This window comes from Arthrobacter sp. EPSL27 (assembly GCF_001512305.1).
Classification (GTDB): domain Bacteria; phylum Actinomycetota; class Actinomycetes; order Actinomycetales; family Micrococcaceae; genus Arthrobacter.
In genome coordinates, this window is sequence record NZ_LNUT01000004.1 from 466942 (window position 1) to 485351 (window position 18410).

Sequence of the window (18410 nt, forward strand, 5' to 3'; positions counted from 1 at the left end):
GGTGGCGGCCGGGCGAAGAGTGGGTTAACGGGTGTGGTTCGTGAACCAGCTACTGCGGCCCGAGGAGTTGGCGGGCCTGCCGCTGGGCCTCCAGTTGCTCGTCGGTGACGGTGGCGCCGGGGAGGAAGCCGGCGTCGGCGATGATCCGGCGCAGCTCGGCCACGGTCCGGGGCGTTGCCACCCCGGCGTGCGCCATGGCGTGGCAGTTGGCGCAGAGCGGCACGAGGTCGGCCAGGGGATCCAGCTCGTAGCTGCTCCCAAGGAGGGCGGCCGGGACCAAGTGGTGCACCGGGATGAAGTTCCTGCCGATTTCGCCGTACTTCTGCTCGAACGAGAACCCGCAGGCCGCGCAGCTGGTGCCGTGATGGGCCAGGCACGCCCGCCGCGCATCCGCGTCCTGTTCGTAGCGGTTCACCGCGGCCCTAATGACAGCGTGCTGCGGGTACGTGCCGGCCGCAGGCAGGGTGGGGTCCAGGCCCGGGGGAGGCCCGTAGTTCCGCCAGAGGGACCGGATGGCTTCTTCGTCGGCCGGCTCAACGCCCAGCCCCTCCGGGTGCCCGGCTTCCCACGGGATGCCGGGCACGGCCTCGGCCAGGAGGCCGACGGCAATCTGCTCGCCGGGCGGAAGCAGGGAGTCCACTGCAATGTGCACGTACACCGCGGTGCTGTCCGGCCCGGCGGCAGCCGACTGCGGGCTGACGGACGGCGGCGGTCCGGCGTCGGGCTGCTCCGGAAGCACCACGCCGTGGCCGATCAGCCCCCGGCCGCGGTCCCCCTCCAAGAGCAGCCAGACGTCCGTGCCGGCGGTGGCATCCAGCTGGCCGCCAACCCTCCACCGCCCCAGGTGCAGTCCGGTCGCGGCGACGCGTTCGACGGCGGCCTGGTGGTTCCGGCGGTCCGGGTCCCAGCCCAGGATGATGGCACTCATGGGGCCATTCTCGCAGGAACCGGCGAGCGTAAAATTAGTACCAGAGGTGTTGGACATGACCGGGTCCTTTGTTGCGCTGCTGGTTGTCCTCGCGGCGGTTTCACTCCTCGCCATCGTTGGCACGGTGGTGCTGGTGATTCGCGACGGCCGTGGACACCTCCCCGTGGAGAAGTCCGAACGGCCTTGGACCGCTGGAAACTTGCCCAGCATCCCGTACTCCTTGGTCCGCTTCTAGCCGGTGGCTCTGCACCCCCAACCCGACCCCACATCGGCCATTCACCACGAATGGCCGCTAAGCGGGGGTGCTTAGCGGCCATTCGTGGCAAACCGGTGGAACGGTGTTGCGCAGTAGCGGCCATTCGTGGCAAACCGGCGGGGCCGGGCGGCGCTGAGAGTCAGCGCACCGCCGCCGGCTCGGCCGCCACCACGGGGTGGTCGCGGCCCAGGTTCCCGAGGGTCGAGGCGCCCTGCGGCGACCCCAACTCCTCGAAGAACTCCACGTTGGCGCGGACGTAGTCGGCCCACTCGTCCGGCACGTCGTCCGAATAGTAGATGGCCTCCACCGGGCAGACCGGATCGCACGCGCCGCAGTCCACACACTCGGACGGGTGGATGTAGAGTGCCCGCTCACCCTCGTAGATGCAGTCCACCGGGCACTCGTCGATGCAGGCCTTGTCCTTCACATCCACGCAGGGCTGCGCGATCACGTACGTCACGGCGCGCTACACACCCGTGTAGACGGTTTTGCCCCACGTGAAGAAGTCCAGCGCGGACTTCCCCTGTTCGCGGAACGTGTTGGTGGAGGAGTCCTTCACCCCGCCGAAGGGGACGTTCAGGTCCAGGCCCGCCGTCGGGCGGTTGACCTTGATGACCCCGGCCTGCGCCCGCGCCGCGAAGTCCGTGGAGAACGCCAGCGAGTCGGTGCAGATCCCGGCGGTGAGGCCGTACCGGGAGTCGTTGATCGCGGCCAGACCGGCCTCGTAGTCCGGGACCTCCAGCACGGCCACCACCGGCCCGAAGATCTCCTCGGTGACGGCGGCGTCGTCGAACGCCAGCCCGGTGAGGACCGCAGGCGGGAAGAACAGCGGACCGGCAGGATCGCCGTCGTGCGCGCCGGTCAGGAGGACAGCGCCGCGGTCGACGGCGGAGCGCACCGCGGCCTGGTTCTGCTCGAACTGCTGCGGGCTCACCACGGCGCCCATCGCGGCCTCGAGGCCGTCGCCGGGGGTGTACGCGGCCGCCTCCTCGGTGAGCGCGTCGAGGAACGCGGCCCGGATGCCGGGGGTGACGTAGACGCGGGACGTTGCGGTGCAGGCCTGCCCGGTGAGCCCGAACGCGCCGGCGGCGACCACCTTCGCGGCCTTGCGGGGATCGGCGTCGTCCAGGACCAGGACGCCGTTCTTGCCGCCCATCTCCAGCTGCACCCGGGCGCGGCGGGCGTTGAGGATCTCCTGCAGGCCCAGGCCCACCGCCGTCGAGCCGGTGAAGGACAGCCCGGCGATGCGCGGGTCGCGGGCCAGGGCGTCTCCCACCACGCGGCCCTTGCCGTGCACCACGTTGAACACGCCGGCGGGCAGCCCGGCGTCCTGCAGCGCACGGGCCAGGTGGGTGGCGGAGAGCGGCGTGAGCTCGGCCGGCTTGATGACCACGGCGTTGCCGCTGATCAGCGCGGGGGCGGACTTCCACGCCGGGATGGCGATGGGGAAGTTCCACGGGGTGATGAGGCCGACGACGCCGAGCGCCTCGCGGCGGGTGGTGATGGTGGTGTCCGGCAGGCCGCTGGGCAGGACTTCGCCGGTGGCGGCCCAGCCGAGGGATCCGAAGAAGCGCAGCACGTCGGAGGCGCGTTTCACCTCGCCCTTGGCCTCGGCGAGGGTCTTGCCTTCCTCGCGGACCAGGTCCTCGGCGATCGCGGCCTGCCGTTCCAGGAGCAGGTTGCCGGCGGTCATCAGGATGGCGCCGCGGGCGGGGGCGGGCAGCGCGGCCCAGGCCGGCTGCGCGGCGGCGGCCGCGGTGGTGGCGGCGCCGACGTCGGCGGCGGTGCCGCTGGGGGAGAGGGCAGCGAGCTCGCCGGGGCGGGCGGGGTTCATCCGCTCGGTGTCCGCCTCGCCCAGCCATTCGCCGTTGATCAGGTGCAGGGCGGTGATGAGCTGGCGGTCGGTGCCGGCGGAGAGGTCTGTGGCCGTGGAAGTCATGGGGTTTCCTTCGGGTGGTGGGTAAAGAGGGTCAGAGGCTGCGGATCAGGCCGCCGTCGCACCTGAGTGCGACGCCGGTGATGTACGACGCCGGGGCGCTGCAGAGGAACGCGGCGGCGGCGCCGAACTCCCCGGGTTCGCCGTAGCGGCGGGCGGGGATGGTCTTGCGGGACTCGAGCTGGATCTCCTCAACGGTGGTGCCGCGGCGCTTGGCGGCGGCCTGGTCGAGTTCGGCCACGCGGTCGGTGGCGATCCGGCCGGGAAGGAGCATGTTCACCGTGACGGCGTCGAGGGCCACCTCGGCGGCGAGGGTCTTGAGGTAGCCGGCCAGGGCCGCGCGCCCGGTGTTGGACACGGCCAGGTTGGGCAGGGGCGCCACCACTCCGCTGGAGCCGACCGCGAGGATCCGCCCCCAGCGCCGTTCCCGCATGCCGGGGAGCACCTGTGAGATCAGCGCGTGCTGCGGCTTGACCAGCACGTCGAACGCGGCGGCGATGTCATCGGAGGTGAGGGTGGCGGCCGCGCCGGGCTTCGGCCCCGGGCCGTTGAGCACCAGGATGTCGATGGGTCCGAGCGCGTCGGTGCAGCGTTCGACGGCGGCCGCCGCACCTTTGGGAGTGCCCAGGTCCGCCTCGATGCCGACGGCGGTGTGCCCGGCGGCCTCCAGCTCGGCCGCGATCTCCTTGGCGCGGTCCGGCCGGCGCCCGGTGACGGCGACGCGGACGCCTTCCGCCGCGAGGGCGCGGGCGATCGCGAGCCCCAGGCCGCCGGTGGACGCGGCCACAAACGCGGTCTTGCCGCTGATGCCGAGATCCATCAGAGCCTCCCCGCCGCGGCAAGGTGCTGGGCCGCCGGTGAGCCCGCCGCCGGTGCGGACGCCGGCCGTTCGGACGGACGCGCGTCCAGGGCCGCGGCCGCCTCGGCCAGATGGGTGAGCATGCCCGGCCGGAGCACCTCGGGGAACGGTGCCCCCGGGGCGCGGACGCCGGCGTCGGCGATGAGGCCGCGCTGGCGCAGGCACTCCTTCCGGACCGGCAGCGCGATCCGGGCCTGCTGTTCGAAGTTGATCAGCGGCAGGTAGGGGAGCAGAGCGTCCCGGGCGGCCTCGTACCCGTCGGCCTGCCAGGCGCGGACGCAGGCGATGAGGGCTTCCGGATAGGAGAAACCGGTCATGGCCCCGGCCGCCCCGGACAGGAGCTCGTCCAGCAGCCCCTGGCCGCCGAGCCCGCCGAACACGGACACGTCCAGCGCCGCGGTGAGTTCCGCGATGGCCACGGACGTGGGCGGGGCCTCCGCCTTGACCGCGATAACGGCGGTGCAGGCCTGCACCACACTGATGAGGGACGCGGTGCTGATGCTGACGCCGCTGGCCAGCGGGTAGTCCTGCAGCACCACCTTGGCGCCGGTGGCCTGGTGGATGGCGTTCAGGTGCGCGGCCACCACGGCGGGGTTCGCCGAATTGGCCTGCACCATCACGGCGGCCAGGCGCCCGCCGGCCACCGCCTGCGCCGCCCGGATTTCCTCAACGGCCGCGCCGGTATACAGCGAGGTCACGCCCACCACGAGGGGCAGGTCCGTTTCCTCGACCACCACCTCCAGGACCAGGCTGCGCTCGGCCGGGGTCAGCGCGGCGGCCTCGCCGAAGACGCCCAGGACGGTGAGGCCGGTGGCGCCGATGGCCTGGTAGTACTCCACCAGCCCGGCCAGGCTGTCGGTGTCGACGTCCAGGGTGCTGCCCTGGAAGGGGGTGGCGACGACGCCCCAGACGCCGGGTGCCAGTGATTCCCGCATGGGGTTCTCCTTAGCTGGTTGTTCCTGCATTCTCAGCGGCTGCATGCTCAGCGACCCGGCCACACGGGCGGGCGCTTTTCCTGGAAGGCGCGCACGCCCTCGGCCGAGTCCTCGCTGTCCAGCGCCGCCATCAGGGCCGGCAGCCGGAGGCCGCGCGCCTCGGCGGCGGTCAGGTGCCCGGTCCGGGCGACCATCTGCTTGACGGCCCGGACGGAGGTGGGGGCGCAGGCGAGGATTGAATCCAGCCAGCGCAGTACCGCGGCGTCGAGCTCCTCCGCGGGGACCACCTCGTTGACCAGGCCCATGGACTGCATCTCCGCAGCGTCGGCCTTCCGCCCGGTGAGGAGCATGCCCATCGCCTGGGTGTAGGGGATCCGCCGCACCAGCTGGTGGATGCCGCCGTCGAGCGCCAGGCGCCCCACCCTCGGTTCCGTCAGCCCGAAGCGGGCGGTGTCCGCGGCGACCACGATGTCCGCGCCGAGCACAATCTCCATGCCGCCGCCCAGGGCGTAGCCGTTCACCCGGGCGATCACGGGGACGTCCAGGGTGGTGCGCAGGCTGAGGCCGCCGAAACCGTTCGGGTCCAGCCCGGCCCAGTACTCCAGCCCGGTCTTGTCCACCGCGGCACTGGACATGTCCGCCCCGACGCAGAACGCCCGGGTGCCGGCGCCGGTGATGACAACGGCGCGGACGTCGGCGTCGGCCTCCAGCTGCTCCCAGATCTCGTTGAGCCGGGCCTGCGCGCGGCCGTCGACGGCGTTGAGCACGTGCTGGCGGTCGATCACCACCGTGGCGACGTGGTTCTCGATGGTGAGCGTGACCTCGTCCACTGCGTCCGGAACTGCGGGAGCGGCCGATGCGGGGCCCGCCGTCGTGCTTTCTACAGACACCGCGGTCACCGGAGCACCCCCAGCTGCTGCAGGCGCTCGATGGTCCCGGCGTCGAACCCGTTCTCCCGCAGGACCTCCACGTTGTGCTCGCCGAGGCGCGGCGCGGCGCGGCGGACGGTGGGCGGGGTGGCGGAGAGCCGGATCGGTGCGTTGAGCATGCGCACCGTTCCGACGCCGGGGTGCTCGGCCTCCACGATCATGCCGTTCGCTTCCGTCTGGGCGTCGGCGAGGGCCTGCTCCAGCGTGTGGACGGGCGCGTTCAGGAGACCCTGGTCCTCCAGCCGGGAGGTCCAGTACTCGGTGGTGTTGGTGGCGATGCGCTCGCGGAAGATGGCCTGCAGCGCCGGTTTGTGGGCAAACTGCTGCGCCAGGTCCGCGAACTCAGGCCGCAGGGTGAGGTCCTCATCCAGGCCCAGGGCCTCGGAGATCCGGGCCAGCGGGTCCGGGGTGAAGCCGCCCACCATGCACACGGCGCCGTCGGTGGTTTCGAAGACCCCGCTGAGCGGCATGGCGCCCCAGTTGACCTCATAGCCTCGGTTGAGCTGCATGCACGCCTCCTGCATCTGCAGGTGCAGCATGGAGTCGTACATGGTCACCTCCACCTTCTGCCCGACGCCGGAGGCCTCCCGGGTGCGCAGCGCCAGCAGGATGCCCTGCATGAGGTGCATGCCGGTGATGTAGTCGCACAGCGTGGTGGGGTAGATCGCCGGCTTCTGGTCGTCCGATTCGCGCCGCCACATCACCCCGGAGTAGGCCTGCGCGATCGCGTCCTGCCCGCCCTTGTGCGAGTAGGGGCCAACCGGGCCGAAGCCCGTGCCGGAAGCCCAGATGATGCCGGGGTTCTGCGCTTTGAGGTCCTCGTAGCCGAAGCCCATCCGTTCCATCACGCCGGAGCGGAAGTTGCTGACCACCACGTCCGCGTCGGCCAGCAGCCGGCGCAGCACGTCCCTGCCCTCCTCGGTGCGGGTGTCCACGGAGATGCTGCGCTTGTTCCGGTTGATGGACAGGAAGATCGGGTTGTCCTGGCCGTCCTTGTCCGGGAACGAGTTGCGGGAGATGTCCCCGGCGCCCGGGCGTTCGACCTTGATGATGTCCGCGCCGTAGTCGCCCAGCAGCTGGGTGCAGGACGGGCCCATGAAAACCTGGGTGAAGTCCACGATCTTGATCCCGTCCAGGGGAAGCGGGGTGCCGGCAAACTGGGGGTCCGTCGCGGCGGCGGGGGCCGCCGCCATGCGTTCTGCGGTGACGGTGCTCATGCCCCCACCACCGCGTCCACATCGAGGGTGGCGTTCGACGACGGGACGTCGCCGGGGTCCGCGCCGTGGCGGCGCATGCCCTCCTGGATGTCCAGGGCGGAGACGTCCCGGACCAGGGTGCCGTTCTGGACGGCGAGGGCGGCGGCGACGCCGACCGCCTGGCCCATGGCCATGCAGGGCGGGATCTCACGGGACATTTTCTGCGCCTCGGGGGTGGCGGAGTAGTGCCTGCCGGCGACCAGGAGCTGGTCCACTTCCTTGGGCAGCAGGGAGCGGTACGGGTAGTAGTAGTCGCGGCCGCGGGCCACGGTATCCGCGAAGTGCCGGCGGGTGGTGACGTCGTCCTTGGTCATGACGTACTCGCCTTCCAGCAGGCGGGTCTGCCGGACGCCCATCTGGGAGGCGACGTCCAGCATGTAGCAGTTCTCGAAGCCGGGCAGGTGGGCGCGGACGTAGTCCACGGCCTCGGAGATCCGGTCGCGGGCGGCGAACTCGGCGGCGGTCATGTCCGCCGGGTCCACGCCGTCGAACCCGGTCATGTGCGGGGCGTTGCACCAGACCACACCGTCGATGGGGGTCTTGAGCCACCACAGTTCCCAGGCGCCGCCGAGGAGGCGCTTGATCTTGCGGTTGATGGCGCGGGCTTCCTTCGGGTTGGCCTGCTCGAACGCTTCGGCGGCTTTCGTGTCCACGTTGCCGAGCCGGAAGACAAGGGTGGTGAGGTAGCTGTCCTTGACGTAGCTGGCGCCGGCCCGGGAGGCGACGTCGATGTCTCCGGTGGTGTCGATGACGATGTCCGCCATAAACGCCTGCGGGCCGGACTTGGTCTCGCAGATGACGCCCTTCATGACGCCGTTGTCCACGATGGGGCGGGAGAACCAGGAGTGCAGGCGGAGGTCGACGCCGGCTTCGCGGACCAGGTCGTTGGAGACGCGCTTCCAGCCGTCCGGATCGAACGCCGCGGCGTAGCAGACGGGCTTGGGGGTGGTGTGGGAGTGGAAATCGAAGGTGCCGTAGCGGCCCCACTTGTTCCAGAGTTCCTCGGAGGTCTTGCGGTCATCAGCCGGCGGGACGATCGCGAGGCCGAGCTTCTGCAGCCGTTCGACGTACTCGGAGACGATGCCGGTGACGGTGATTTCCTGGCCGTTGATCATGTCATCGAGCACCAGGACCATGCCGCCGGAGGCGAGGCCGCCGAGGGAGGAGTAGCGTTCCAGCAGCGTGACGGAGGCACCGGAGCGGGCTGCCGTGACGGCGGCGGCGACGCCGGCAGGGCCGCCGCCCACCACCAGGACGTCGGAGCGGGAGATGACCGGGGCGGTGAGGCCCGCCGTCGTGGTGCGGAGGTCCAGGGAGCTTTGGGGGTCAAGGGAGTTCATGGGGATCCTTACTTTCCGACGAAGATGCCGTTGGTGCGGCGGGCCGCGAGGTAGAAGACGATGCTGAGGATGGAGAGGACGGCGACGTACACCGGGAAGACCCAGGTGAGGTTCAGGGACTGGAGCCAGACCAGCAGGTAGGACGCGGTGCCGCCGAACAGGGCGACGCCGATCCCGTAGCCCAGGGCCACGCCGGTGCCGCGGCAGTTCTTGGGCATCAGCGACGTGCTGACCACGTTGTAGAGGGTCATGTTCAGGACCAGGACGACGGAACCGCCGAGCAGGACCGCCGCGAAGCCGCCGATGCCGGGCTGGACGTACATCAGCATGAGGAACACGGAGGGGATGGCCAGGATGCGGGTGATGAGGAACCAGCGGGACATGGACCGTCCGTCGGCCAGCTTGCCGATGATCCAGCTGCCGGCCACCAGGATCACGCCAAGGGCGGTGGTGAGGGCGAAGACCGCCGTCGGGTCCTCCTTGAAGCCGCTGCGGGCGGCGCTGGGCAGGCCCACGTTCCAGGCGTAGTTGTAGGCCTGGGCCGCACCGACGACGAAGATGATGGCGAGGACCGAGAGCCAGTGCTTGCGGACCCCGGTCCAGACGGCGCCGGAGGAGTTGTTGGCCATTTCTTCCGGGCGCATGGTCTCCGGGAGGGCGCGGCGGAGGTAGACGACCACGAAGCCGAAGACAGCGCCGATGATGAACGGCACGCGCCAGCCCCATTCGGCCATCACGGCGCCGCCGAGGGTGAGGCTGCAGAGGAAGCTGACCAGCGAGGCGAGCAGGATGCCGATGTTGACGTAGAAGGACATGATGCCGGCGACGTAGCCTTCGCGGCCCTCGGGCACCAGCTCCACGGCGTGCGAGGTGGAGAGCGGGGCCTCGATGCCGGTGGAGATGCCCTGCAGGATGCGGCAAGCCACCAGGATGATGCCGGCCCAGACGCCGATCTGTTCGTAGCTGGGGCAGACGGCGATCACCAGGGTGGTGCCGGCCATCAGCAGGATCGACAGCAGCATGACCCGCCGTCGTCCGATCCGGTCCGCGAGGGTGCCGAGCATAATGCCGCCCAGCGGCCGGAACGCGAAGCCGACGGCGAACACGGCGAGGGCGTTCAGCGTGGCGGAGAGGGGATCGGTGTTGGGGAAGAAGTTGGGTCCGATGAAGGCGGAGAGGAGGCCGAAGACCATCCAGTCGTACCATTCGAGGGCGTTGCCGAGGCCGAGGCCCAGGAGGCCTTTGCGGACCTCGGGGGTGAATTTCTTGCTGTTGTTGGTGTCTTGCTGGGCCGTGACGGCGCTGTCCGGCCTGGTGTTGTCAAGCATGGGTGTATCGAGCATGGACGTGTCCTTACGCTGACGCCTTGGGGGGAGGCGGGGGAGGGTATGACGCATCGCCGTCCGGGGTGTGCGGACGGTGAATGCGTGGCAAGGACTGTCAGCGGGCCGGTTCAGGCCGCGACAGTTGGGAAGCGATAGGGGCCGCTTGGGGTCGGCGCCGCTACCACGCGTGAGGTGCGTTAACCCAGATCGCTACGCATACCTCTTCGTAGCTGTTCTTGTACCAGTGCGGGGTGTCCGAGGAGAAGGTGATGGAGTCACCTTCCTCGAGCGTGTAGCACTCGCCGTCCAGGAAGATGTCCTTCCGGCCGGAGAGAATGATGCCGAATTCCTCGCCGCTGTGGCGGAAAGGGGTGCCGCTGGTGTCGTGGCCCGGAGGGCTGACAATCCATTGGGCTTCCAGGGCGCCGTTGAGGTCGGGTGTGAGCAGTTCATAGACCGCCTCACCCACGGATTTCCTGGTGACGCCCTTCAGGTTGCGGCGCTCGGCTTTGCGGACCACGGGCGACCTGGTTTCTTCTTGCCCGATGAAGAATTTCCCCACCGGGATGTCCAGGCCGTGGGCCAGCTGCGCCAGGGTGGTGAAGGACGGGTTCGCCAGGCCGCGTTCGATCTGGCTGACGATGGCCGGGCTGAGGCCCGTAATCTCCGAGAGCTTGGCGAGCGTCATGCCTTTTTCCTTGCGCATGGAGCGGACCTTGTTGCCAACCGTGGCAAGGAGTGCGCTGGTGGCAAGGGGGGCACTGCCCGTGGTGCTCTCGGCGGTCATTCGATGTCCTTCATTTGGTGACCTGACTCACACAACTATAGTGAAGATTTTTAGCAGGTCAATGATTCTGTCGTAATTAAAGTGAAGATTTTTACCGGAGTACGGTTTCTGTGGGTGGTCCGGAGTGGAGTGCGGAGCTGGGGTGCGGGGTTGGCTGCCAAGCCGCGGCAACACCGCCGTCGCGCATTCCCTTGCCGGGAGCGGAGCGGGGTGTGGCGTCGAATCGCCACGAATGGCCGCTAAACCGGGTCCCACAGCGGCCATTCGTGGCAAATGGGTGAACCATCGGCGGCATAGCGGCCATTCGTGGCAAATGGCTGGGTGTGAAGCAAGGTCGGCCGCCAAGGTTCCGCAATGCCGAGGGCGCCCCGTTGCGTCACCCCGCGGCGGCGCCGGCGGTGAGGCGGCAGAGCCTGCCGTAGCGGTCCGCGAGTTCCTCGGGCGTGAGCTCGCCGTCGATCCGGTACCACTGGGCCACGCCCGTGCACATGGTGGTGATGGCGCGGCTGGTCTCGCGCGGGTGGGGCGCGTCGAAGATCCCGGCCGCGACGCCGTCGTCGATGATTCCGCTCAGCAAAGCCTGCTGGCGGTCGCGGGCCGCGATGTGGTCCGCGCGGGCCGTGCCCTCGAGGCTGCGGATCTCGCTCTGGGCGATGAACGCAAGGTCGCCCCGGTGCGCGTGAAACAGGGTGAGGCAGCGGATCAGCCGGTCGAATCTGTCGAGCACTGCCTGCGGGCCGTCGGCCAGGGCGGCCGTGCTCCGGTTCCAGAGTTCCGCCATGGCCTCGGCGTCGAGTGCCACGAGCAGCGCCTGCTTGGACGGGAAATGGTGGTACAGCCCCGGAACGGACAGGCCAGCCCGGGTGGCCACCTGCCGGATGGTGGTCCCGTGGTAGCCGTTCTCCATGAAGCAGGCCAGGGCTGCCGCCAGGGCCGGCCGGAGAGCCGGCGGGGAGAAATCCTGCCAGGCCCCGCCGGCCGGACTCGCTGCCGCAGCCGACACCCCTGAGCGCATGGCATCCTGTCCGCCCATATTCCGTGACCCCTTGCCGTCGTTGTGTAACTACACTATATTCGATCAAACCGAGCGAGCGCTCGGTAAAGTGATACGCATTACACGAATGATTCACCGTCCTCTGTTCAACGAAGAAGAGACTCATCGCTGTGAACCACACCGCAGACCGCCCCTGGACCGCCCTCTACCCCGACGGCGTCGAGCCCCTCGTCGAACCGGCCGCCCAGACCATCAACGAGGCCTGGGCCCAGCGCGTCAGCGCGGACCCGGACGCCACCGCGGTCACCTACTTCGACCAGTCGCTGTCCGCGTCCGACGTCGACGCGCTCGCCGATGCCCTCGCCGTCGAACTGCAACAGCGGGGTGTGGGTCCCGGCACCGCCGTCGGCATCTACCTGCAGAACATCCCCCAGTTCGCCCTGTCCCTCCTGGCCATCTGGAAGGCCGGCGGAACGGCACTGGTGCTGAACCCCATGTACAAGGGCAAGGAACTCCGCGCCATCATCGACGACTCGGGTGCCGTCGGCATCGTGTGCCTCGACAGCGCGCTCGACGGCGTGACGGAGACCCTGCGCGGGAGCCGTGTAGCCTGGGCGGTCACCACGTCAGACCGGGACTTCCAGAGCGAGGATGATCCGCGGGTCTTCAGCGGAACAGGGACGCCGGAGCGGACAGAGGACGACCTGCTCGCGATCGTCCGGCGCCGGGCCGGCCAGGTTCCGGCGGCGCCGCCGCTCACCGGGGAAAGCGTGGCACTGCTGACCTACACCTCGGGAACCACCGGCCCGGCGAAGGGCGCCCTTGGCACGCACCGGAACGTGCTGAACGTGGCCACGGGCTACGCGAGGTGGCAGCAGCTGGCACCCGCCGACGTCGTCCTGGCCGTGGCGCCCCTTTTCCACATCACGGGTGCGGTGGCCACTGCGGTGACCTCCCTCATCCATCCGGTGAACCTCGTTTTCATCAACCGGGTCCGGCCGGACGTGGTTCTCGAGGCGTTCAGCCGGCACCGCGTCACCCATGTGATCGGGTCCATCACCGTTTTCAACGCGCTCCTGGACCTGCCCCACGCGACGGCAGCGGATTTTGCCACGCTGAAGTACATCTACTCGGGCGGAGCCCCGATCCCGCCGGCCACGGTGGCCACCTTCCAGGCCCGGTTCGGCCAGTACATCCACAACGTGTACGGCATGACCGAGACGGCTTCGGCGGTGATCGCGGTGCCGCCCGGTGCGGTGGCGCCGGTGGACCCCGGCAGCGGCACGCTCGCGATCGGGGTGCCGCTGCCGAATCTGGTGGCCCGCGTGGTGGGCCTCGACGGCACCCCGGTCCCGGCCGGGGAGCCCGGGGAGCTGGAACTCAGCGGCCCGCAGGTGACCCCGGGCTACCTCAACAAACCGGCGGAGACGGCCGCGGCCCTGCCCGGCGGCCGGCTGCGGACCGGCGACGTCGCCATCATGGACGCGGCAGGCTGGATCTACCTCGTGGACCGCATGAAGGACCAGATCAACGTCTCCGGCTACAAGGTGTGGCCCCGGGAAGTCGAGGACGCCCTTTATGAGCACCCGGCCGTCCTGGAAGCCGCCGTGGTGGGCCAGCCGGACAGCTACAGTGGCGAATCGGTGGTGGCCTACGTCTCGCTCAAAGCCGGCGCGCAGGCCACCGACGCCGAGCTGGTGGCCTTCGCCAAGGAACGGATGGCCGCCTACAAATATCCGCGCCGGCTCTACATCCTGAACGATTTGCCCAAGACCCACACCGGCAAGATCCAGCGGCGGGAACTCCGCGGCCTGAACCTGAAGGACTGAACGTGACCGGACCCAACCTTGAACCAGCCAACGCCCCCGAATCCAACGTCCCCGACTCCAACGCCCCCGAATCCACCCCTGACCAGTTCACCCCTGACCAGCCCTCCGTCCCCAGCCGGCTCCGCGGCAAGACCGCGCTGGTGACCGGCGCCAGCCGTGGCATCGGCCTGGCCATCGCCCGCCGGCTCGCGGCCGAGGGCGCACGGGTGGTCCTGACGGCCAGGACGCAGGAAACCCTCGACGACGCCGTCGCGTCCTTCCCCGCCGGCACCGCGTTCGGCGTCGCCGGGAAGGCGGACGACGCCGCGCACCAGCAGGCCGTCTTCGACCTGATCGCCCGCGAAACCGGCGGCCTGGACATCCTAGTCAACAACGCCGGCATCAACCCCGTCTACGGCCCGCTGTCCGAACTCGACCTCGACGCCGCCCGCAAGGTCTTCAACGTCAACGTCATCGGAACCCTCGCCTGGGTGCAGGGCGCCCTGTCCCACCCCGGGCTGTCCTTCCGCGGCCGGCGCGGCTGCATCGTGAACATCTCCTCCGTCACCGGCGACACACCGTCCGAGGGGATCGGCCTCTACGGCATCAGCAAGTCCGCGGTCTCCCACCTGACCCGCACCCTCGCCGTCGAACTCGGTCCTGACATCCGCGTCAACGCGGTCGCTCCCGCCGTCGTCAAGACCCAGTTCGCCAAGGCGCTCTATGAGGGGAAGGAGGCGGAGGTCGCCGGGCAGTACCCGCTCAAGCGGCTGGGTGTCCCCGAGGATGTCGCCGCCGCCGTCGCGTTCCTCGCCTCCCCGGACGCCGACTGGATCACCGCCCAGATCCTTACGGTCGACGGCGGCCTGCTCACCGCCGGGGGCACCGCCTAGCGGCGGGCTCCCGAACCAACGCCCTCCTGGCCGCCGCCACGGCGCGGCGCGCCGGCACGCCTCCGCCCTGCCTCCGCCCTGCTTCCCTTCCGGCCCGAAAGGACCTCCTATGACCCACAGCACCCTCCCTCCCGCCGTCGAAGACCTGCGGCTGCGCACCCGCGACTTCATCCGCACGGTGGTGATGCCCGCCGAACCGCGGCCCGGCGAACGCCTGGATGACGGTCTCCGTCGCGAACTGGGTGAGGCCGCCAAAGCCGCCGGCGTGTTCGCCCCGCACGTCCCCGCCGAGTTCGGCGGCCAGGGCCTCGCGGTGGACCAGTGGTCCCCGATCTTCCAGGAGGCCGGATACTCCCCGATCGGGCCGGCCGTCCTCAACTGCATGGCCCCGGACGAGGGGAACATGCACATGCTCAACATCATCGGAACCGCCGAGCAGAAGAGGCGCTACCTCGCGCCGCTCGCAGCCGGCGAGACCTTCTCCTGCTTCGGCATGACCGAGCCGCACCCGGGCGCGGGATCGGACCCCGCGGGCCTGCTGACCACCGCCCTCCGCGACGGTGACTCCTGGACCATCTCCGGGCACAAGCGCTTCACCAGCGGGGCCGAGCACGCCGGATTCGCCATCGTCATGGCACGGACGCCCGACGTCGGGCCGGAGGCGGACAGCGCCACGATGTTCCTGGTGGACATGGACGCGCCCGGGGTCCGGCTCGGCGATCCGATCCACACCATCGACCGGACCATCGCCGGCGGCCACCCGAACCTGCACTTCGACAACGTTGTGGTGGGGCCGGAGGCCGTGCTCGGCCAAGCGGGCCTGGGCTTCAAATACGCCCAGGTCCGGCTGGGGCCGGCCCGGCTCACCCACTGCATGCGCTGGCTGGGCCTGGCCCGGCGCTCGCTGGACATCGCCCTGGACCGGACGGGAAGCCGCGAGATTTTCGGCTCGCCCATCGCCCAGCTCGGCATCGCCCAGGAGATGATCGCGCAGTCCGTGATCGACATCGAAACGTCGGACGCGATCATCGCCAAGACCGCGGCCCTCCTGGTGTCCGACCCCAAAGCCGGTTCCGCGATGTCCTCGATCGCCAAGGTGCACTGCTCCGAGGCCGTCTTCCGGGTGATCGACCGTGCCATCCAGCTCTGCGGGGGCGACGGCGTCTCCGACGGGCTGCCGCTGGCGCAGTACGCCGCCGAAGTCCGGCCGTTCCGGATTTACGACGGCGCCAACGAGACCCACAAGTGGGCCATCTCCCGGCGTGCCTCGTCGCAGCGGCGCCGTGCGGTGGCTGCGGGGGAGCCGTTCCTGGGCGCGGCATCGGTCCACGAGGGAGCTGCATCATGACGCCGGCGCCCGTCACGTCGCAAGCCGGCGGCACGGTTCAGTCAGGCGGCACGGTTCAGTCGGATGGCACGGTTCAGTCCCAGGGCACGGGCGAGCCCGAGGTGGTGGACAACCAGGACCAGGCCGCCGCGTTCACCCGACCACCGCTGCTGGTCCTGGACAACGTCCGGAGCTTCCTGGACGACGCCGGCCTGGGAACCGGCGCGCTCAGGTGGGAGCGGATCGGCGACGGCCAGTCCAACGTGACGTTCCGGCTGCAGCGGGAAGGGGCCGACGTCGTGCTCCGCCGCGGACCCCGGCCGCCGCTGCCCAAGTCCACCCATGACATGGCGCGGGAAGCCCGCATCCAGCTGGCCCTCGCGCCGCTGGGCGTGCCGGTGCCCCGGATCCTGGCCGTGTGCGAGGACGAATCCGTGCTGGGGGTCCCGTTCTACGTCATGGAGCATCTCCACGGCACGGTCCTCACCGACACGGTGCCGCCGCACCTCGACTCCGAGGCAGCGCGCCGGGCGACCAGCACGGCCCTGGTGGATACCCTTGCGGACCTGCACTCGCTGGACGTCTCCGGCGGCGAGATCGCCCGCCTCGGCCGGCCGCAGGGTTACCTGGAACGCCAGGTGGCCCGGTTCGCGTCCTTGTGGGACGTCAACACCACCCGGGACCTGCCCGCCGTCGGGCGCCTGGCCGCCTGGCTGGAGGAGAACCGCCCGGACAGCCAGCGGGACTCGGTGATCCACGGCGACTACCGCGCGGGGAACCTGATGTTCGCCCCTGACGGGCCGCCGCGCGTCACCGCTGTCCTGGACTGGGAAATGGCCACCCTGGGGGACCCGCTGGCCGACCTCGGCTACCTGACCGCCACCTACGCCGATGCCGACGAGCCGTTCACCCCCATGGAGCTGACCCCGGTGACCCGCCTGCCCGGCTACCTCCGACGGCGGGACCTGATCGAGCGGTACCAGGAGCGGATGTCCCTCGACCTCGGCGCCCTGCCGTGGTACCAGGCGCTTGCCCTGTGGAAGGCCGCGATCTTCAGCGAGGCCATCCACGCCCGGTGGCTGCGCGGCGAACGCCCGGGGGATACCGGGTTCGGCGCGGCCATGGAACACGGCGTGCCGCAACTGCTCGACGTCGCCGAGCGGCTCGCGTCCCGCCTGAAGTAGCGCGCGGCCGGGCCCTGCCCCACGCCAGTAGCCGCCGCACCTTTTGTCTCACACCTTGAATTCCTCATACAGCGCAGTAGGGAAGGAACCACCATGGACAGCACCATCCGGCTTGAGGAGGCCCCGGCGTCGGGGCAGCCGCAGCTTCAACTCGACCGGCAATCCAAACGGCGCTCCATGTTCGCCAGCACGGTCGGCAACGTCCTGGAGTGGTACGAGTGGAGCGCATACGCCGTCTTCGCGCCGTTCATCGCTGCGGCGATGTTTGACGCCAAGGATCCGGTCTCCGCGCTCCTGTCCACCCTGGCTGTCTTCGCGGTGGGCTTCCTGATGCGTCCGCTGGGCGGCATCGTGTTCGGCCGTATTGCAGACCGGCGCGGCCGCAAGTTTGTGCTGATCAGCACCATGCTGATCATGGCCGGCGGCTCGCTGCTGATCGGGCTGATGCCCACCTACGGCCAGGTGGGCATCTGGGCGTCCGTGCTGCTGCTCCTGGCCCGTGTAGCCCAGGGGTTCGCCCACGGCGGCGAGTCCGCAACCGCCAACACCTACATCGCCGAGATTGCACCGCCGGCCAAGCGCGGGCAGTGGGGGAGCATCGTCTTTGTTGCCATCTTCGGCGGTTCGGTGCTGGCGTACGTGGTGGGCGGCGGCGTCACCAGCGCCCTGGGCACGGCGGGGGTGGCCGAGTGGGGATGGCGCATCCCGTTCCTCCTCGGGGCGGTGCTGGCGCTGGCCGCACTGTACCTGCGGCGGGGCATGGAGGAGAGCGACGTCTTTGAAGCCAAGGCATCGGATGCCGAGACCGCTCCGATTCCGCGCAAGACCGTCATCCGCGCGGTTTTGCTCATGATCGCCATGACGTCCGGAATCACGGCGGCGCACTACACCTGGACGTCGTACGCCTCGACGTTCGCCATCACGCAGCGGGGAATGGATCCGCAGACCGCCTACTGGGCCTCGGTGATCGCCCAGTCGATTGCCCTCATCACCCTGCCGTTCTGGGGGCGGCTCTCGGACCGCATCGGACGCAGGCCTCTCCTGATCGGGTTCTCCGTGGCCATGGTGGCCACCCAGTTCCCCCTGATGGGAATGATTACCCGTGAGGGGTGGACGCTTGCTGTCGCGGCCACCCTGGCCCTGTGCATCGTGGCCATCCCGGGGGCTCTGCTCGCGTCGGTGCTGTCGGAGAACTTCCCGACCAAGATCCGGACCCAGGGCATCGGTTTTGCCTACTCGCTGTCCGTCGCGATCTTCGGCGGAACGGCTCCGTACCTGAACGCCCTCTTCAACAGTTGGAACCTGGGCTGGCTGTCCAGCGCCTACATCATCGTGCTGTGCGCGGCCACGGCGCTCGCGGTGTTCAAGCTCCCCGAAACCAAAGGCATCGACCTCAAGGACGCCTGATCGGCGGCGCGCGTCCTGGGGCCGGGGCGCCCGGGTCGGGGGAGGCCGTCGCCGAATCACCACGAATGGCCGCTAAACCGGGTCTCATAGCGGCCATTCGTGGCAAATGGAGGGCCCACCGGATGGCGTAGCGGCCATTCTTGGCAATCGGGTGCTGCGGGACGTGGCGTGCCGCCAGGGTGGATCGCATTGACTCGCCGAGTCACCACGAATGGCCGCTATGCGAGGGCTCTTAGCGGCCATTCG

General features: G+C 69.8%; 17 protein-coding genes. 6 read left to right on the top strand and 11 right to left on the bottom strand.

Annotated elements, in window-relative coordinates; all coding sequences use genetic code 11:
• Positions 1 to 49: 49 nt before the first annotated feature.
• Positions 50 to 928 carry an HNH endonuclease gene (locus AR539_RS06875; RefSeq protein ID WP_066434026.1) on the bottom strand — a complete coding sequence of 293 codons (879 nt, stop codon included), beginning with the start codon at positions 926 to 928 and terminating at the stop codon, positions 50 to 52.
• 55 nt (positions 929 to 983) lie between these two features.
• Between AR539_RS06875 and AR539_RS06880 the strand changes: the two genes are divergently transcribed.
• Entirely contained in the window at positions 984 to 1163 is a 180-nt protein-coding gene (locus tag AR539_RS06880; protein WP_066436214.1) for a hypothetical protein, read from the top strand.
• Positions 1164 to 1323: 160 nt separating this feature from the next.
• Here the strand turns inward: AR539_RS06880 and fdxA are convergent, their stop codons facing one another.
• The 10 genes from fdxA to AR539_RS06930 form a co-directional block, all read right to left on the bottom strand.
• Positions 1324 to 1644, bottom strand: coding sequence for a ferredoxin (fdxA, locus tag AR539_RS06885; RefSeq protein WP_066434028.1), 321 nt, complete (start codon positions 1642 to 1644; stop codon positions 1324 to 1326).
• A gap of 6 nt (positions 1645 to 1650) precedes the next feature.
• Complete coding sequence (locus AR539_RS06890) at positions 1651 to 3123, bottom strand: aldehyde dehydrogenase family protein (protein ID WP_066434032.1); 1473 nt, start codon at positions 3121 to 3123, stop codon at positions 1651 to 1653.
• Positions 3124 to 3154: 31 nt separating this feature from the next.
• The gene (locus AR539_RS06895; RefSeq protein WP_066434034.1) at positions 3155 to 3940 is read right to left on the bottom strand and encodes an SDR family oxidoreductase; all 786 of its coding nucleotides are present in this window, start codon (positions 3938 to 3940) and stop codon (positions 3155 to 3157) included.
• Positions 3940 to 4914: a dihydrodipicolinate synthase family protein gene (locus AR539_RS06900; protein ID WP_066434039.1), complete on the bottom strand. Its 975-nt coding sequence runs from the start codon at positions 4912 to 4914 to the stop codon at positions 3940 to 3942. Before AR539_RS06900 ends, AR539_RS06895 begins: the two co-directional genes overlap by 1 nt.
• Before the next feature lie 47 nt (positions 4915 to 4961).
• A complete protein-coding gene (locus AR539_RS06905) occupies positions 4962 to 5804 on the bottom strand; it encodes an enoyl-CoA hydratase-related protein (RefSeq protein WP_066436217.1) in 843 nt (280 codons plus the stop codon).
• A 5-nt stretch (positions 5805 to 5809) separates the two neighbouring features.
• Positions 5810 to 7060: a CaiB/BaiF CoA transferase family protein gene (locus AR539_RS06910; RefSeq protein ID WP_066434041.1), complete on the bottom strand. Its 1251-nt coding sequence runs from the start codon at positions 7058 to 7060 to the stop codon at positions 5810 to 5812.
• A complete protein-coding gene (locus tag AR539_RS06915; RefSeq protein ID WP_066434043.1) occupies positions 7057 to 8439 on the bottom strand; it encodes an FAD-dependent oxidoreductase in 1383 nt (460 codons plus the stop codon). The genes AR539_RS06910 and AR539_RS06915 overlap by 4 nt, the downstream gene beginning before the upstream one ends.
• 8 nt (positions 8440 to 8447) lie before the next feature.
• A complete protein-coding gene (locus AR539_RS06920) occupies positions 8448 to 9782 on the bottom strand; it encodes an MFS transporter (protein ID WP_066434045.1) in 1335 nt (444 codons plus the stop codon).
• A 160-nt stretch (positions 9783 to 9942) separates the two neighbouring features.
• On the bottom strand, positions 9943 to 10551 hold the full coding sequence (locus tag AR539_RS06925) for a helix-turn-helix domain-containing protein (RefSeq protein WP_066434046.1): 609 nt from the start codon (positions 10549 to 10551) through the stop codon (positions 9943 to 9945).
• Positions 10552 to 10927: 376 nt separating this feature from the next.
• Entirely contained in the window at positions 10928 to 11584 is a 657-nt protein-coding gene (locus AR539_RS06930) for a TetR/AcrR family transcriptional regulator (RefSeq protein WP_231728519.1), read from the bottom strand.
• 131 nt (positions 11585 to 11715) lie between these two features.
• On the opposite strand from AR539_RS06930, the gene AR539_RS06935 reads away from it, so the two are divergent.
• The 5 genes from AR539_RS06935 to AR539_RS06955 all read left to right on the top strand — a co-directional run bounded on the left by AR539_RS06935 (position 11716) and on the right by AR539_RS06955 (position 18164).
• On the top strand, positions 11716 to 13374 hold the full coding sequence (locus tag AR539_RS06935; RefSeq protein WP_066434054.1) for a class I adenylate-forming enzyme family protein: 1659 nt from the start codon (positions 11716 to 11718) through the stop codon (positions 13372 to 13374).
• A complete protein-coding gene (locus AR539_RS06940; RefSeq protein ID WP_442854403.1) occupies positions 13371 to 14246 on the top strand; it encodes an SDR family oxidoreductase in 876 nt (291 codons plus the stop codon). The genes AR539_RS06935 and AR539_RS06940 overlap by 4 nt, the downstream gene beginning before the upstream one ends.
• A 109-nt stretch (positions 14247 to 14355) precedes the next feature.
• Complete coding sequence (locus AR539_RS06945) at positions 14356 to 15594, top strand: acyl-CoA dehydrogenase family protein (RefSeq protein ID WP_066434057.1); 1239 nt, start codon at positions 14356 to 14358, stop codon at positions 15592 to 15594.
• Positions 15591 to 16757, top strand: coding sequence for a phosphotransferase family protein (locus AR539_RS06950; protein WP_082699229.1), 1167 nt, complete (start codon positions 15591 to 15593; stop codon positions 16755 to 16757). The genes AR539_RS06945 and AR539_RS06950 overlap by 4 nt, the downstream gene beginning before the upstream one ends.
• A 93-nt stretch (positions 16758 to 16850) precedes the next feature.
• Positions 16851 to 18164, top strand: coding sequence for an MFS transporter (locus AR539_RS06955; protein WP_082699230.1), 1314 nt, complete (start codon positions 16851 to 16853; stop codon positions 18162 to 18164).
• Positions 18165 to 18410: the final 246 nt, after the last annotated feature.